This window comes from Micromonospora sp. NPDC000316 (assembly GCF_042898885.1).
GTDB lineage: Bacteria > Actinomycetota > Actinomycetes > Mycobacteriales > Micromonosporaceae > Micromonospora.
Map to the genome: position 1 here is coordinate 240,252 of NZ_JBIAZG010000002.1, position 15,351 is coordinate 255,602.

At 71.4% G+C, this 15,351-nt stretch carries 16 protein-coding genes and 1 tRNA gene; 15 read left to right on the forward strand and 2 right to left on the reverse strand.

Features of this window, described 5'->3' with window-relative positions:
• The first annotated feature begins 77 nt into the window (after window positions 1-77).
• From ACFY2Q_RS05650 to ACFY2Q_RS05700, 11 genes are all read left to right on the forward strand, one after another.
• Complete coding sequence (locus ACFY2Q_RS05650; RefSeq protein WP_088986312.1) at window positions 78-410, forward strand: PadR family transcriptional regulator; 333 nt, start codon at window positions 78-80, stop codon at window positions 408-410.
• On the forward strand, window positions 407-1,423 hold the full coding sequence (locus ACFY2Q_RS05655; RefSeq protein ID WP_387127997.1) for an HAAS signaling domain-containing protein: 1,017 nt from the start codon (window positions 407-409) through the stop codon (window positions 1,421-1,423). The genes ACFY2Q_RS05650 and ACFY2Q_RS05655 overlap by 4 nt, the downstream gene beginning before the upstream one ends.
• Before the next feature lie 130 nt (window positions 1,424-1,553).
• Window positions 1,554-2,036, forward strand: coding sequence for a hypothetical protein (locus ACFY2Q_RS05660; protein WP_387127998.1), 483 nt, complete (start codon window positions 1,554-1,556; stop codon window positions 2,034-2,036).
• 213 nt (window positions 2,037-2,249) lie between these two features.
• Window positions 2,250-2,936, forward strand: coding sequence for a dienelactone hydrolase family protein (locus ACFY2Q_RS05665; RefSeq protein WP_387127999.1), 687 nt, complete (start codon window positions 2,250-2,252; stop codon window positions 2,934-2,936).
• Window positions 2,929-3,669: a uracil-DNA glycosylase gene (locus tag ACFY2Q_RS05670; protein ID WP_387128000.1), complete on the forward strand. Its 741-nt coding sequence runs from the start codon at window positions 2,929-2,931 to the stop codon at window positions 3,667-3,669. Before ACFY2Q_RS05665 ends, ACFY2Q_RS05670 begins: the two co-directional genes overlap by 8 nt.
• 21 nt (window positions 3,670-3,690) lie before the next feature.
• Window positions 3,691-4,494 (forward strand): DUF4129 domain-containing protein, encoded by an 804-nt coding sequence (locus tag ACFY2Q_RS05675; RefSeq protein WP_387128001.1) that lies wholly within the window; start codon window positions 3,691-3,693, stop codon window positions 4,492-4,494.
• Window positions 4,495-4,549: 55 nt separating this feature from the next.
• Window positions 4,550-5,134 carry a hypothetical protein gene (locus ACFY2Q_RS05680; protein ID WP_387128002.1) on the forward strand — a complete coding sequence of 195 codons (585 nt, stop codon included), beginning with the start codon at window positions 4,550-4,552 and terminating at the stop codon, window positions 5,132-5,134.
• Window positions 5,134-6,141: an AAA family ATPase gene (locus tag ACFY2Q_RS05685; RefSeq protein WP_387128003.1), complete on the forward strand. Its 1,008-nt coding sequence runs from the start codon at window positions 5,134-5,136 to the stop codon at window positions 6,139-6,141. Before ACFY2Q_RS05680 ends, ACFY2Q_RS05685 begins: the two co-directional genes overlap by 1 nt.
• A complete protein-coding gene (locus ACFY2Q_RS05690) occupies window positions 6,141-7,583 on the forward strand; it encodes a DUF58 domain-containing protein (protein WP_387128004.1) in 1,443 nt (480 codons plus the stop codon). Before ACFY2Q_RS05685 ends, ACFY2Q_RS05690 begins: the two co-directional genes overlap by 1 nt.
• Window positions 7,584-7,785: 202 nt before the next feature.
• On the forward strand, window positions 7,786-8,346 hold the full coding sequence (locus tag ACFY2Q_RS05695; protein WP_387128468.1) for a hypothetical protein: 561 nt from the start codon (window positions 7,786-7,788) through the stop codon (window positions 8,344-8,346).
• A 102-nt stretch (window positions 8,347-8,448) separates the two neighbouring features.
• Window positions 8,449-9,780 carry an NAD(P)/FAD-dependent oxidoreductase gene (locus tag ACFY2Q_RS05700; protein ID WP_387128005.1) on the forward strand — a complete coding sequence of 444 codons (1,332 nt, stop codon included), beginning with the start codon at window positions 8,449-8,451 and terminating at the stop codon, window positions 9,778-9,780.
• 83 nt (window positions 9,781-9,863) lie between these two features.
• Here ACFY2Q_RS05700 and ACFY2Q_RS05705 read toward each other — a convergent pair whose 3' ends face one another.
• Window positions 9,864-11,720 (reverse strand): hypothetical protein, encoded by a 1,857-nt coding sequence (locus ACFY2Q_RS05705; RefSeq protein ID WP_387128006.1) that lies wholly within the window; start codon window positions 11,718-11,720, stop codon window positions 9,864-9,866.
• Between the two features lie 101 nt (window positions 11,721-11,821).
• On the opposite strand from ACFY2Q_RS05705, the gene ACFY2Q_RS05710 reads away from it, so the two are divergent.
• From ACFY2Q_RS05710 to ACFY2Q_RS05725, 4 genes are all read left to right on the forward strand, one after another.
• Window positions 11,822-11,905 (forward strand) — tRNA-Leu (locus tag ACFY2Q_RS05710).
• A gap of 107 nt (window positions 11,906-12,012) precedes the next feature.
• Window positions 12,013-12,828, forward strand: a complete 816-nt coding sequence (locus ACFY2Q_RS05715; protein WP_387128007.1) for a Bax inhibitor-1/YccA family protein — start codon at window positions 12,013-12,015, stop codon at window positions 12,826-12,828.
• Between the two features lie 136 nt (window positions 12,829-12,964).
• On the forward strand, window positions 12,965-13,723 hold the full coding sequence (locus ACFY2Q_RS05720; protein WP_387128008.1) for a Bax inhibitor-1/YccA family protein: 759 nt from the start codon (window positions 12,965-12,967) through the stop codon (window positions 13,721-13,723).
• A gap of 31 nt (window positions 13,724-13,754) precedes the next feature.
• On the forward strand, window positions 13,755-14,075 hold the full coding sequence (locus tag ACFY2Q_RS05725) for a hypothetical protein (RefSeq protein WP_387128009.1): 321 nt from the start codon (window positions 13,755-13,757) through the stop codon (window positions 14,073-14,075).
• A 7-nt stretch (window positions 14,076-14,082) separates the two neighbouring features.
• Here ACFY2Q_RS05725 and ACFY2Q_RS05730 read toward each other — a convergent pair whose 3' ends face one another.
• Window positions 14,083-15,345: an acetyl-CoA C-acetyltransferase gene (locus tag ACFY2Q_RS05730; protein ID WP_387128010.1), complete on the reverse strand. Its 1,263-nt coding sequence runs from the start codon at window positions 15,343-15,345 to the stop codon at window positions 14,083-14,085.
• Window positions 15,346-15,351: the final 6 nt, after the last annotated feature.

Here is a 15,351-nt window from a genome sequence, read left to right on the forward strand (position 1 = left end):
GCCCGATTGTCAGGAACCCGAGTGGATCAGGGCAGGTTCGTTGACGCTACTACGCATTGCGCACTAGTGTGCAATGCGTGGACACCACACAGTTGTTGAAGGGCGTGCTCGATCTGGCCGTCCTGGCCGTGCTCCGGGAGGAGGATGGCTACGGTTACGACATCCTGCGCCGGCTCCGCGAGGCCGGCCTGGAGGAGGTCGGCGACGCCTCGGTCTACGGCACGCTGCGCCGCCTCTTCGCCGCCGGCCTGCTCACCACCTACGTCGTGCCGAGCGAATCAGGCCCGCACCGGAAGTACTACTCACTAAACGCCGCCGGGCGCGACCAGTTGACCCGCTCCGGCAAGCTCTGGCGCTCGTTCGCCACCACAATGGACACGCTGCTCGACGATCGGGGGCTGGCGGCATGACCGTCACGGAGCAGGAGATCACCGACTACGTGGCGCGGGTCCGGGCCGCTCTGGCCGACCTGCCGCCGGGGCAGCGCGACGAGCTGACCGAGGACCTGCCCGACCACCTCACCGAGGTCGCCGCCGAGTCCGAGGGCACACTCGTCGAGCGGCTCGGTGAGCCCGAGGCGTACGCCGCCGAGCTGCGCGCCGCGGCCGGCCTCGGTGCAGGCCGCGGGCGCAACCTCGACCAGCGGGTCACCACCGCGCTGGCCCGGGTCCGCGGCCAGCTCCGGGCTATCGACACGCGAATCGGCCCAGCCCTGGGGTACGAGACGGCAAGCGACTTCTTCCGGTTGCTGCGGCCCGCCTGGTGGGTGTTGCGCGGCTACCTGGCGGCGATGCTGCTCACCGCGATGACCACCAGCGGCACCTTCGGTCTGCTGCCCCGGTTCGGCGGTGAACTGCTCGCCGGCCTGATCATGCTTGTCGGTCTGGTGCTCGCCTCGATCTGGCTCGGCCGTCGGGCCGGCCAGTTGAGCCGCTGGCCGCGCTCGGCGCTCCAGGTCGGCAGCGCCGTGCTGGTGTTCTTCGCGCTCTCCGCCCTGATCCAGACGGAGGACCGGATGCGCTACGGCGACTACGGCTACGACCCGACGTCTGTCGACAGCCAGTACAGCCAGATCCGGGACGTCTTCGTCTACGACAGCGAGGGTCGGCTGGTGCAGAACGCCCGCCTGTTCGACCAGAACGGCAACCCGATCCGCCTGGGCTACCCCGACTGTGAACGCCACGTCGACGAGTACGGCAACCCGCTGCTGCAGACGTATCCGTACTGCCCGGACAACGCGCCCTTCGACCGTCGCGCGCCGGGCGCGGCGGTTCCGTTCCCGACGCCCAGCCCCACGCCCGAGCCGACCGCCACACCCGGCCCGACCACCACGCCGGAACCGTCCGGCACGGCCAGCGTGCCACCCACTGTGAGCCCCACCGTGACGCCCAGTGGTGCGCCGGCCCCGACCACGACGAGTTGAGATGCCAGGTGACCGAGGCCATTCACACGAAGCTGGGAAATAGCTGAACGGACGAGGCGAGCGGGGCAGCGCCGAAAATCAATGATCGTTACGGTGTCGTCTGCTCATCCAGCCCTCGGAAGGAAACCCGTTGTCAGAGCAGGTCGCACCTCCCCCCGCGCCCGACGCCGCACCACCCCAGCCGGCCGTCGCGACGCCGTCCCCGGTCGAGCCGGAGGCGAAGAAATCGGGTGCAAAGAAGGCCCTCGGCATCATCGGCACGATCCTCGTGGTCGTCGTCATCGCCGGCCTGAAGTTCGGCGTCGCCTCGGCGATCGGCAACTTCATGAACAAGGACGAGACCGCCGACGCCAAGGCCGGCGACTGCATCGCAGAGCTGCCTGAGGTCACCGGCACCGAGCAGGAGGAGGTCAGCGGCGCCAAGGTCGTCGAGTGCACCTCCACCGACGCCGCGTACAACGTGGTCGGTCGGGTCGACGACCAGACCGCGGCCCAGGCCAAGGCCGACACCATGTGCAGCGAGTTCTTCAAGGAAGTGGAACAGGGGTACGTCTACTCCAGCATCGCGTCGGGCAAGACGGGCTATGTGCTCTGCCTGACCAAGAAGGCCTGACCGGAGCATCGACAGACCAGGCACCAGCAATGGCGGCGGCGGGGGAGGCTCCCCTGCCGCCGCCGTTGTAAGCGGGGTCACCATCGCGGGAAACAGGAGGTGAATGCCACTGTTCCCGCGTCTTCCCCGGTGCGGTCACGGCATGGCAGGCTACCGGCACGTAGGACCACTGGGCGACCAGCCAACGATGACTGACCGCTAGGAGGACGGCCCATGGGCGAGATGGTGAGCTACCGCAGCAACGGGGGCACGAGCGAGGGGTATCTCGCGATACCCGCCAGTGGCACGGCGAGCCCGGCCGTCATCGTCATCCAGGAGTGGTGGGGCCTGGTCCCGCACATCCGGTCGGTGGCGGACCGGTTCGCCGAGGCCGGCTTCGTCGCCCTCGCCCCGGACTTCTACCACGGCAAGACCACCACCGAGCCCGACGAGGCGCAGCGGCTGCTGCTGGCGATGCGGATGGACGAGGCCGCGAAGGACATCGCCGGCGCGGCCGACTATCTCGTCGGTCGGCCGGAGGTCACCGGTAAGGTCGGCACCGTGGGGTTCTGCGCCGGTGCCAGTCTGGCGTTGTGGTCGGCGACGCTCTCCGAGCGGATCGTCGCCACCGTCGGCTTCTACCCAGTGCTCCCGTGGGAGTCGATGCGCCCCGACTGGGCCGACTACGCGGGCAAGACGGCAGTCATCCACTGTTCCGAAGAGGACGGCACCTCGACTGGCGAGGGCGTACAGACCGCCCGCCGGGCCATCGAGGAGGCCGGCGGCAGCTGCCACCTCTACGACTACCCGGGCACCGCGCACGCCTTCTTCAACGACGACCGGCCGGAGGCGTTCGACCAGCGCTCCGCCGCCAGCGCCTGGGCACGCACCCTGGAACTGTTCCGGGCCAAGCTTGGCTGAGTCGCGTACCCCGGGTCAGGTAGTCGCCCGCTCCGCGCGGGCGAGGGACCTGGCCGACCTCGACGCGGCCGTCAGTGACTGTTTCGCCTGCCCCCGCCTTGTCCAGTGGCGCGAGGAGGTGGCCCGCACCCGCCGGGCCGCCTTCCGCGACCAGGAGTACTGGGGCCGCCCGGTCCCGGGTTTCGGTCCCGGGGACGCGCGGATCGGCATCCTCGGGCTGGCGCCCGCCGCGCACGGTGGCAACCGCACCGGCCGGATCTTCACCGGCGACAGGTCGGGTGACGTGCTCTTCGCCGCCCTGCACCGGGCCGGGCTGGCGAACCAGCCGACAAGTGTCGCCGCCGACGACGGGCTGGCCCTGCGCAGCACGCGGATCTTCGCGGCCGTCCGGTGCGCGCCGCCGGACAACAAGCCCACCCCTGTCGAGCGGGACACCTGTGCGCCCTGGCTGCACCGTGAGGTCACCCTGATCCGGCCCACCCTGCGCGTCGTGGTCGCGCTTGGCGCGTTCGCCTGGGCCGCGTGGTGGCCGGTGCTACGCCAGGTGTACGGCCAGCGCCCGCCCAGCCCGCGACCGGCGTTCGGGCATGGGGCACACTGGTCCGGCGTGGCCGTACCAGAATTGCTCGGCTGTTACCACGTGAGCCAGCAGAACACCTTCACCGGGCGGCTGACGCCGGGGATGCTGGACGACGTCTTCGGCCGGGCCAAACTGTTGGCCGAAGTGGACTGAGATGCGCGTGGGGTGGTGGCGATGACGAGTGGAACGCGGCCGCCCACGCCGTCACCGCCCGCCGAACCGGGGGTGCTGCCCCCGGTGCTCGGCCTGCTGTGGCGTTGGTGGCCGGTGGGCGCTGTCGTCGTCCTGCTCGCCGGGGCGGCCCTGGCCTCCGCGCACTCGTCGATCGGTGCCAATCGAATCCCGCCGGCCGCCGAGAACGTGCCGTGGGTGCCCGAGTACCCGTCGGAGCAGCCCGCGTCGTCGTTCCCTGTGGAGCCGAGGGACGCCGGTGAGGCCACCCAGGCGCACATCCCGCAGTGGATCGCGACAGTGGCTATCGGGTTGCTCGGCTTGGCGGTCCTCGCCGCGTTGGGCTACCTCACCTGGATCCTGATTCGGGGCGTCATGCGCCGCACCACCCGGGCGCTGCCGGCGCAACGGGCCCGGCGTACGGCCGAGGGCACCGCCCGCGAGGTGGTCGCCGCCCTGGACGCCGGCCTTGTGGAGTTGGACGATCAGGACACCGACCCCCGCGTCGCGGTGATCGCCTGCTGGGTGCGCCTCGAAGAGGCCGCCGCCGCGGCCGGCGTTCCCCGCCTGCCCGGCGACACCCCGACGGATCTCGTCACCCGGCTGTTGCGGGGCGACCCGTCGGCCGGGATTCCGGCAATCGTCAGCGCCGACGTGCTGGCAGAGTTCGCACACGTCTACCGCGAGGCCCGGTACGCCACTCGTGAGGTCGACGAGGGCACCCGCGACCAGGCCCGCGCCGCCCTGCGCCGACTACGCGGCGAGCTCACAGTGGTGACGATGGGCGCCCCCGAGGTGTCACCGTGAGCGCGAGGAGTGAGCCGGTTTTGCGAGCCCCGCAGTCGCGAACGAAGGTGACACCGTGAGTGGCAGCGCCAGCATTGACGACCTGCTCACCTTCGAGGAGGAGCCGGCGAGGCGCGACGACCGGGCCGGGGGCAGCCGGGCCGGGCGGGTGCTGCGTGCCCTGGCCGGCAACGCTGCGGTGGTCGTCGTGCTGATCGTCGGCCTCCGCGCGGTCGGCTTGAAGGTCTCGCTGGTGATCCTGGTCGCGGGGGTGTTCGCGGTGTTCGCGGTGCGTCGGATCGCCGCCGCACTGGCACCGCCGGCGGCGGGCAGGTCCCGGCCTCCGACCATCCGCTACGACGACGGCACCTGGAACTGGGGCGCCCGGGACGCGCTGCGCGCCGCCATCAACGGGTGGGAAGTTCCGCTTGACTGGTCCACGACTCGGCCCGAACGCTTCGGCGAGGTGATTCTGCCCCGGCTCGGCGAACTGGCCGACGAGCGGCTGCGCCTGAAGCACGCCGTGACCCGTGAGTCGGACCCGGCCCGCGCCCGTGCGCTGCTGGGTGACCGGCTGTGGACGTTCCTGGAAAGCCCGCCCCGCCGCCCCCCGTCGCCGCGCGATCTCGCGGTGATCGTCGCCGAACTGGAGAAGATCTGATGAACGACGTGGACCGGAGCATGCCCACCGCCGAGGTCGGTCACCTGGCCCGGGCGGTCCTGGACGCGGTCGGCACCGTCGTGGTCGGCAAACGGGACGCGTTGGAGTTGGTCCTCGCCGGCATCCTTGCCGGTGGGCACGTGCTCCTGGAGGACCTGCCGGGCCTGGGCAAGACGCTCACGGCGCGGTCGTTCGCCCAGGCGTTGGGGTTGGATTTCCGCCGGCTCCAGTTCACCCCGGACCTGCTCCCCGCCGACGTCACCGGCTCGTTCCTCTATGACCAGCGCAGCGGTGACTTCGCCTTCCGGGCCGGGCCGGTCTTCACCAACCTGCTCCTCGCCGACGAGATCAACCGGACGCCGCCGAAGACCCAGTCCGCGTTGCTGGAGGCCATGCAGGAGAAGCAGGTCTCCGTGGAGGGCGTCACCTACAAGTTGGACGAGCCGTTCCACGTGCTGGCCACCGCCAACCCCATCGAGTACGAGGGCACCTATCCGCTGCCCGAGGCGCAACTGGACCGGTTCCTGCTGCGGGTGTCGTTCGGCTACCCGGAGCACGAGGAGGAATGGGAGGTGCTGCGCCGCCGGATGGGCCGTCGCCGTGAGGAGGCGGACATCAAGCCGGTGGTCGACGCGGCCACCCTGCGGGCGATGCAGGCCGCCCTTGAGGACGTGGTGGTGGAGGATTCCATCGGCCGCTACATCGTGTCTCTCACCGCGGCCACCCGGGAGCACCCGTCGGTGCTTGTTGGGGCTTCGCCGCGCGGTTCGCTGGCGCTGCTGCTGCTGGCCCGGGTCCGCGCGGTGTTCGGTGGCCGGGACTACGTGGTGCCGGAGGACGTCAAGGAGGTGGCGGCGCCCGCGCTCGCCCACCGGATCACCCTGCGCCCGGAGATGTGGCTGCGCCGGGTCGACCCGGCCTTTGTGGTCGGTGAGGTGTTGGAGGCGACGCCCGCCCCGGCCAGTGGTGCCCTGCCCAGCTACGCCGCCGGTGGGCTCCGACGCTGATGACCGGACCGACAGCGCCCGTGCCGCGATCCACCGAGCCGGACTCGACCGCCGGCTGGGCACCCACCCCTGCGCTCGCCCGCGCGGTGCTGCTCGCCGGCCTGTTGCTGGTGGCGGGGGTGCTGCTGGGGCGCATCGACCTCGTCGTACTCGCCGCCCCGTTCGCGCTGGGCACCGCGTACGCGCTGCGTCGCCGGCCCACCGCGCTGCCGCAGGTCTGGGTCAACGCCGGTGACGACGGGCCGCTTGTCGAGGGCGGTGCGGTCGCGGCGACGGTGAGTGTCGGCAATCCCGACACGGTCGGCTACGACCTGGTGGTGGTGCGGTCCCGGGTCTCTCCGTGGCTGCGGATCACACGGGCGGGCTTCGCGGGCGCCGAGGCCGCCGAGGGTGCTGCGCCTACCGATGCCGTGTCTACCGGGGAGCCGGCGAACGGCGCGGGTCGTTCCGCCGCCGACCGCCCGTTCGTGACCTCGGTGCCCGTGGCCGCTGTGGTGGATCTGGAGCTGACCGGTCGGGCCCTGCGCTGGGGCCGGCACCCGGTCGGCCCGGCCGGTGCCCGGGTCGCCGCGGCCGGTGGTCTGTTGATCTCCCGGTCGGTGATCGTCGAGCCGGTCGCGGTGCGGGTCTACCCGCGTACCGAGCCGTTCGAGGCGGTGGAGGCGATGCCCCGGGCTGCCGGCCTGGTCGGCGCGCACCACTCCCGGCGGCCCGGTGAGGGCGGTGAGTTGGCCGGCGTGCGGATCTTCGCCCCGGGCGACCGGCTGCGCCGCATCGACTGGCGGGTTTCGCTGCGCGCCCGGCAGTTGCACGTGGCGGCGACCCTGTCCGACCGGGACGCCGAGGTGGTGGTGCTGCTCGACGTGCTCGCCGAGGCGGGCCGCTCCGGTGGCGTCGGCGGTGCCGCCTCGGTGCTGGACACCACGGTGCGCGCGACCGCCGCGATCGCCGAGCACTACCTGCACAGGGGTGACCGGGTCTCGCTGCTGGAGTACGGGCCGGGTGCTCGGCGGTTGCGCCCGGCCGCCGGCCGCCGGCAGTACCTGACCGTCCTGGAGTGGCTGCTCGACGTACGCGCCGACGCCTCCCACCACGAGCCGTACGACCAGGTCTTCGGCCCGCAGATGCTCTCGTCGGACGCGCTGGTGGTGGTCCTCACCCCACTGCTTGACGAGCGGTCGGCGCAGATGCTGGCCCGGCTGGCCCGCTCCGGGCGGTTCGTGGTGGCTGTCGACACGCTGCCGGCGGACCTGACGCCGCCGAAGGACCGGGGCTGGGCCGAGGTGGCGTACCGGCTGTGGCGGCTGGATCGGGAAACCATGATCGGGCAGCTCCGGGAGCATGGCGTGCCAGTCGTGCCCTGGGCTGGCGCCGGCAGCCTGGACCAGGTGCTGCGGGATGTGGCGCGGTTGGCGACGGCCCCAAGGGTCGGGTCCCGGTGAGCGCGAGGAGTGAGCCGGGTTTGCGAGCCCCGCAGTCGCGAGCCCAGGGCGGCTCGGTGAGCGCGAGGAGTGAGCCGGGTTTGCGAGCCCCGCAGTCGCGAGCCCAGGGCGGCTCGGTGAGTGCGAGGAGTGAGCCGGGTTTGCGAGCCCCGCAGTCGCGAGCCCAAGCCGGTCCGTTGAGGTTGGGGGGTCGGTGCGGATGATCGACGCGGTCACTGGGCGGGTCCGGGCGGCGCAGCGCGCCGTGGCGCGGGTCACCGTCGTTCCGCTCCTGGTCCGGGCGGGGATCTTCGTCACCGTGCTGGCTGGGTTCGCGCTGGCCTTTCCCGCCGAGGTGTTGCCCGGTCGGCCGTTGTTGTTCCTGTCGGTGGCCGCGTTGCTGCCGGCGGTTGGCCCGCGCCGACCGTGGCCGACGTTCGCGGCACTTGTCACGGTCGGTGGTTGGCTGCTCGCCACCGACGGGTACGGCCGCCCGGTGGAGCTGTGGCGGCTGCTCGCCGTCGCCGCGTTGCTCTATCTGTCGCACTCGCTGTGCGCGTTGGCGGCGTTACTGCCGTACGACGGGGTGGTGGATCCGGACCTGATCAGCCGGTGGTTGCTGCGGGCGGCGGCGGTGCTGCTGGGTACGTCGGTGTTGGCGGTGCTGCTGTTGCAGGTGGCGGGTTTGGGCGGTGAGACCGGCTACCAGTGGGTGACGGTGCTGGGGCTGCTGGTGGCGGTGGGTCTGGTCGGGTTGCTGGGCTGGTTGCTGCGGCGTCGGTAGGCCGCTGGGGGGCCGGGTTACGCAGGTCACACGGGTTGTGCTCCGTCACAGATGGGGGGCGCGAGCGGGATTACCTGAGCCGGCCGGGGAAAGATAGATGACGTGAATCCGAAGCGGATCCTTGTGGTGGGCGCCGGGCATGTCGGTCTTTATGCCGCCCTGCGACTGTCGAAGAAGCTCAGCTCCCGTGAGGCTGAGGTCATTGTGGTGGACCCTCAGCCCCACATGACCTACCAGCCGTTCCTGCCAGAGGCAGCGGCGGGCAACATCTCCCCGCGCCATGCCGTGGTGCCGCTGCGTCGAGAGTTGCGGCGATGCACGGTGGTGGCGGGCACTGTCACCCGCGTCGAGCACGACCGCAAGGTGGCCTCCGTGCAGCCGATCGCCGGCCCGGCCCGGGAGATCGCGTACGACCACGTGATCGTGGCGCCGGGTTCGGTGTCCCGTACGTTGCCGATCCCGGGCCTGCACGAAGAGGGCATCGGGTTCAAGACGATCGGCGAGGCGATCTACCTCCGCAACCACGTGCTGGACCGGCTGGACGTGGCGGCTGTCACCCCGGACCCGGACGTTCGCCGCTCGGCGCTTACCTTCACGTTCGTCGGTGGTGGGTACGCCGGCATCGAGGCGCTCGCCGAGATGGAGGACATGGCCCGGGACGCCCTGCGCTACTACCCGGAGCTGAAGCCGGAGGACATGCGCTGGGTGCTCGTCGAGGCCACCCAGCGGGTGCTGCCCGAGGTGGACCGGGACATGGGCGCCTACACGGTGCAGGAGCTCCTCAAGCGGAACATGGACATCCGGCTGGACACTCGCCTGGAGTCCTGCGTCGACGGGGTGGTCAAGCTCTCCGACGGTGACAGCTTCCGGTCGGACACGATCGTCTGGACGGCTGGCGTGAAGCCGTCGCCGATGCTCGACGCGACCGACTTCCCGCGCGACGAGCGCCGCCGGGTCACGTGCCTGCCCACCCTCCAGGTCGTCGACGGCGACCGGGTGGTCGAGGGTGCGTGGAGCGCCGGCGACTGCGCAGCCGTTCCCGACCTGACGAAGGAGCCGGGCAACTTCTGCTCGCCGAGCGCGCAGCACGCGGTGCGTCAGGCCGCCCGGATGGCCGACAACATCGCGGCGGTGATTCGGGGCCGCGAGCCGGTCGACTACAAGCACAAGCACGCGGGCAGCGTCGCCAGCCTCGGCCTGCACAAGGGCGTCGCCCAGGTGTACGGCATCAAGATGACCGGCTGGCCGGCGTGGTTCATGCACCGGACGTACCACATGAGCCGTATCCCGTCGTTCAACCGCAAGGTCCGGGTAGTGGTGGACTGGTCGTTGGCGTTCTTCCTCAAGCGCGAGGTGGTAGCCCTGGGCCAGCTTCACGATCCGCGCGAAGAGTTCGTAGAGGCGTCCCAACCCGTCGGCGCCCCGCGCGTCTGAGCCCTCGCCGATCTTGCACTTTCGGTCGCAGTGATGCGTGGTTTGCCCGGCTTGTCGGGGCAGAAAGTGCAAGATCGGCGAGGTCAGACCCGCCAGGTCCACGCGTCGGCTATGCGGGTTGCCGGGCCGTAGAGCTGCTCCAGGGTTGCGCGGAGGCTCTCGGCGTGGGGTGCGTCGTCCGCAAGTGCCACGCAGGAGGCGCCCCAGAATTCCGCGTCCCGCGCTGCCTGTCGGCGCTGCTCGTCGCCGATTGCCGGCTGGTCGCCGCGCCGGGCGACGTCCGCCAGCAGGGCAGAGGTGGGCTGCTTGAAGGTGCCCATGGCCGCGGTGCCACCCCGCCCGTAGGGGCCGATGAAGAAGCCCTCGGGCATGCCGAATCCGGCGTCGGCGGCGGTTGCCCAGCGCATCGGCCAGGGCTCCTTGGGTGTGGGCAGCGGCACCGGGACGAGCACCCCGCCGGCGCGTACGCACTGCCGCCAGTGCCCGCCGGTGATGAACTCGGGAACGGCGGGCCGCTCGGCGGTCGGCAGCGGGGTCGGGAAGATCGGCAGCAGCGCCGCGACGACGGCAAGCGGCACCAGCCGTCGCGCGCGTCCGGTGGTACGCAGTGCCCGGTCGACAGCCAACACCAACAGCGTCGCGACGATCGGGAGCAGCGCCAGGCCGAACCGCATCGGCAGCGCGCCGTCCACCACCGGTAGCCCGGACAGCAGGGCGTACGGCCCGGGGAGTGCCGTGCGGGTGCCGCCGAGCACCACCTCCGGGCCGAGCGAGAGCGCGCCCATCACCAGCGCGGCCGCCACGCAGCTGAACACCAGCCGGCGTGGACCGGCCCAGATCGCGCAGACCGCGGTGACCAGCAGCAGTGGCCAACCGAGGAACGTGTTGTATTCGGCGGGCCCGGTGGTCAGGCGGGACGCCTGGTCGCTGCCGGCGACCGACAGCGGGGAGATCGTCCACCAACTGCTCAGGTCGGCAGAGAAGTAGGCGGGGCTGAACATGCCGTCGGCGACGCCCTGCGGCCCGGCGAACTGGAACCACAGCGGATAGCCGAGCACCATTAACGCCAGACCGGCGGCGATCGCCAGTCCGCCGGCGAAGCCGGGCAGGGCACGTCGGGCCAGGTCCCGGTCCGCCACGGCGTAGCTGATCGCCATCACCAGCAGGGTGACGGCGGCGAGGAAGAGCACCTCCTCGCCGATGAAGACCTGCGCGACGACCGCTGCGGCCAGCCCGGCGGCCGAGCTGAACATCCGTCGCCGGTCCGGCCCGGTGTGCAGGGCATCCACGGAGCTGGCCGGTGTGCGACCCGGATCGGCGGCCCGCAGCAGCCGGACCACAAGCCAGACGATCACCGGCACCAGCCACTGGGCGGTCATGTGCAGGTGGCTGTTGGTCTGCGAGACCATGCCCGGGCCGAAGCCGCAGAGCCCGCCGCCGAGCGCGGCGGCCAACCGGCGGGCGCGCAGCGTCCGGTGGAACAGCAGGTACCAGGCGAGGGCGGTGCCGGCCAGGTTGGCGGCGGCGAGCAGCGCGAACGTGACGGGCGCACCGAGCAGGAGGGTGAGCGGCGCGCAGACGATGCCGAGCGCGATGACAGTGGTGTTGGCCATCAGGTTGACACCGTCGGGGGCGTTGAGCCGGTCGGTGAGCAGTGAGAAGTCGCCGAGCACCGCTCTCGCGTCGACCGCCAGGAACCACTCGTAGAGGGCCTGGTCCTCGGGGTTGAGCGCCAGCGTCCGCCCGCCCGGGTCGGGCCACAGCCCGTGGGTCAACCAGCCGGCCAGCACCACCCAGATCAGCGCGACCAGCAGGTCCGCCCGGTGGCGGCGGACGGCAGCCAGCAGCCGGACGGCCCGGTTTCGGCGTTCGACCTGATCGACGAGGCGCAAGGCCTGGTCAGGGGCGGCGTCGGGGGCCGTGGGGGCTGCGCTGCTCACGGCATCGACCCTAATGTGGCCTGCCCGTCGGGGTACGCCGGGTTGCCGACGACCGGCTACGGTGACACTGCACCCGCGTGTCGGCGCGCCGGTGCCGCCCCGCCCGGGTGGTGGAAAGGCAGACACGGCCGCCTTAAAAGCGGCTGCCGCAAGGCGTGCGGGTTCGACCCCCGCCCCGGGCACCAGCCGCCACCGGCTCATATTCCCATCCGTGATCACCGGGAGTGGGCCGGGCAGTTTACTCTTGGAGGGCACGTTCACGTGCAAACGACCCCCTGAGGGAGGCCAGACAGTGAAGACCTCGAACCCGGTGCTCGCCCGGCTCGGCCAAGCGGCCGAGCGGGAGCGCTCCGCCGGGTACGCCCCGGCCGGGCCGTACGGACAGCCCGGCATTCCCCAGCAGTACCCGTCCCAGGCCGGCTACCCGGCCGCGCCGCCCACCGTGGCCCCCATGACCGTCGACGACGTTGTCGTCAAGACGGTCGCTCTGCTCGGCATCCTCGGCATCACCGCCGCGGCCGCCTGGGTGCTCGTGCCCGACTCGCTGGTCAGCACCGCCTGGATCGGCGCTGCGGTGGTCGGCCTGGTCCTTGGCCTGATCATCTCGTTCTCCCGGATGGCCAACCCGGCACTCGTCATCGCGTACGCGCTCGTCGAGGGCGTTTTCGTCGGCATGGTGAGCAAGGCGTTCGAGACGCGCTACGACGGCATCGTGCTCCAGGCCGCGGTGGCCAGCTTCGGCATCTTCTTCCTGATGGCGATGCTCTACAAGGCGAAGGTCATCCGGGCCACCCCGGCTTTCGTCAAGGGCATGATCGCGGTGATGGTTGGCCTCTTCGCCGTCATGCTGATCAATCTGGTGCTGGCACAATTCGGTACCAACACCGGGCTGCGCGACGGGAGCAAGCTGGCCATCGGCTTCAGCCTCGTCTGCATCGTGGTCGCCTCGCTGAGCTTCGTGCTCAGCTTCAAGGAGATCGAGGACGGCGTCCGGATGGGCCTGCCGCAGCGCTACTCCTGGGTGGCCGCGTTCGGCATCCTGGTCAGCCTGGTCTGGCTCTACATCGAGATCCTGCGCCTGCTGAGCTACTTCCAGGGCGACGACTGACCTCGTCCGCACTGCCGACCGGCGCCCGCCTCCGCTTCCGTGGGGGCGGGCGCCGTCGTCCGCGCCGTTTCGCCGTCGCCGCCGGGCCGCCCGGGGCAGAGTGACTGCGAGGGGTACGCGGGTGAGGGAGGCGACGGTGCGCAGCAACAATCCGGTGCTCAACAGGCTGGACGAGACCGGCCGGTTCGAGAGCCGGGTGCTCGGCTCCCGGGATGTCGAGCCGATGACCGTCGACGACGTGGTGGTCCGTACCGTCGGGTTGCTCCTGCTCACCGGCGCGGCCGCGGCGGTGTCCTGGGTGGTGGTGCCCGACGCGGCCTGGTTGGGTGCCGCGCTGGCCGGCACCGCGCTCGCGTCGATCGCGCTGGTCCTTGTCATCTCGCTGCGGGGGATCACCAATCCGGTGCCGATCGCCGGCTACGCGCTGCTGCAAGGGCTGCTGCTGGGGGTGGCCAGTCGGACCTTCGAGCAGATCTATCCGGGCATCGTGGTGCAGGCGGTGGCCGGCACCTTCGGCGTCTTCCTCGGTATGGCGGCCCTCTACCGGGCCCGGGTGATCCGGGCGACGCCCCGGCTGGCTCGCCTGGTGATCGGCACGCTTATCGGCATCGCCGTGCTCAGCGTCGTCAACCTGGTGTCGTACCTGATATCCGGGCGGTCGGGGTTGGCGGTCTACAGCGTCGACGGCGAGGTCGGCTGGCTGGCGTACGCCTTCTCGGTGGTGGCGATCATCGCGGGCGCGTTCAGCTTCATTCTCGACTTCGACCTCGTCGAGCGGTCGGTGCGCGACGGCCGACCCCGCCGGTACGCGTGGCTGAGCGCGTTCGGCCTGGTCACCGGCCTGGTCTTCCTCTACTGGCAGTTGCTGCGGCTGCTCAGCTACCTGCGCCGGTGAACGGCCGGCGCCAGCCGTAGACTCGGCGGCGATGAGCGCAGCGGAGTTGGATGAGGCCGTTCGACTGCTGGTCCGTCAGGTCGGGCACTGGCAGCAGCCGCGCTGGGCGGCGGCCGCCACGACGGCGAACATGTCCCGCGCCGACCTGATGCACCGGCTGGTGCAGGAGGTCGCCAACCTGGCCGCCGACGCAGAGGGCACACCTCGCCGCGTGGTCCCCCGGCTGGTCAACGACCTGGCGCTGCCCGACCAGTTGCGGGTGGTGACGGCCGACCTGCTGGCCGCCGGGCCCGATGCCGAAACGCTGGCGCGGGCCGCCGCCGAGGTGGCGGCGACCCGCGGGGCGCTCTGACGTCAGCTCAGCTCAGCCGCTCGAGGACCATTGCCATGCCCTGGCCGCCGCCGACGCACATCGTCTCCAAGCCGATGGTCTTGTCGTGCCACTCCAGCGCGTTGAGCAGGGTGCCGGTGATCCGGGCGCCGGTCATGCCGAACGGATGGCCGACGGCGATCGCGCCGCCCATCACGTTCAGCTTCTCCTCCGGGATGCCCAACTGCCGGTAGGAGGGGATCACCTGGGCGGCGAACGCCTCGTTGATCTCCACCAGGTCGACGTCGTCGATCGTCATGCCGGCCCGCTTCAGCGCCTGCCGGGACGCCTCGACCGGGCCGAGGCCCATGATCTCCGGCGACAGGGCGGTGACGCCTGTCGAGACGATCCGGGCCAGCGGGGTAAGCCCCAACTCCTCGGCACGCTGGGCGCTCATCACCACCACGGCGGCGGCGCCGTCGTTGAGCGGGCAGCAGTTGCCGGCGGTGATCCGGCCGTCCGGGCGGAACACCGGCTTCAACCCGGCCACGGCGTCGAGGGTGACGCCCGCGCGTGGCCCGTCGTCGGTGCTGACCACGGTGCCGTCCGGCGTGGTCACCGGGGTGATCTCCCGGGCCCAGAAGCCGTCGGCGATGGCCTTCTCGGCGAGGTTCTGGCTGCGAACGCCGAACTCGTCCATGTCGGCGCGGGAGACGTCGTGCACCTGGGCCAGGTTCTCGGCGGTCTGGCCCATGCTCAGGTAGATGTCCGGCAGGTCGCCGGACTCGCGCGGGTCGGTCCACACGTCGGCGCCGCCCTGCGCGCGGCGCGTCGAACGCTCGTGGGCCGCGGCGAAACGCGGATTCTCCCAGCGGCCGCCGACAAGCGCCTGAGCCTCCGGCGGCAGACCGTCGGAGTTGCCCCTGGCGAACCGGGAGACCACCTCGACGCCTGCGGAGACGAACACGTCGCCCTCGCCGGCCCGGATCGCGTGCAGGGCCATCCGGGTGGTCTGTAGCGACGAGGCGCAGTAGCGGGTCAGCGTGGCACCGGGGACGGTGTCGAGCCCGAGCAGGGTGGACACCACGCGTGCCATGTTGAAGCCCTGCTCACCGCCGGGCAGGCCACACCCGAGGTAGAGGTCGTCGATGGTGGTCGGATCAAGCTGGGGGATCTTGTCCAGGGCGGCCTGGACGATCGTCGCGGCGAGGTCGTCGGAGCGGACATCGCGCAGGGACCCCTTGTACGCCCGGCCAATGGGGGAGCGGGCAGTAGCGACGATGACGGCGTCGCGGGACGACTCAATCGGCATGGGCCA

What these genes read in the sequence shown, in the direction of transcription:
- ACFY2Q_RS05665 (WP_387127999.1), top strand. Translation starts at nt 2,250, where the DNA reads ATGGGCGAGATGGTGAGCTACCGCAGCAACGGGGGCACGAGCGAGGGG.
- ACFY2Q_RS05655 (WP_387127997.1), top strand. Translation starts at nt 407, where the DNA reads ATGACCGTCACGGAGCAGGAGATCACCGACTACGTGGCGCGGGTCCGG.
- ACFY2Q_RS05685 (WP_387128003.1), top strand. Translation starts at nt 5,134, where the DNA reads ATGAACGACGTGGACCGGAGCATGCCCACCGCCGAGGTCGGTCACCTG.
- ACFY2Q_RS05690 (WP_387128004.1), top strand. Translation starts at nt 6,141, where the DNA reads ATGACCGGACCGACAGCGCCCGTGCCGCGATCCACCGAGCCGGACTCG.
- ACFY2Q_RS05675 (WP_387128001.1), top strand. Translation starts at nt 3,691, where the DNA reads ATGACGAGTGGAACGCGGCCGCCCACGCCGTCACCGCCCGCCGAACCG.
- ACFY2Q_RS05730 (WP_387128010.1), bottom strand. Translation starts at nt 15,345, where the DNA reads ATGCCGATTGAGTCGTCCCGCGACGCCGTCATCGTCGCTACTGCCCGC.
- ACFY2Q_RS05725 (WP_387128009.1), top strand. Translation starts at nt 13,755, where the DNA reads ATGAGCGCAGCGGAGTTGGATGAGGCCGTTCGACTGCTGGTCCGTCAG.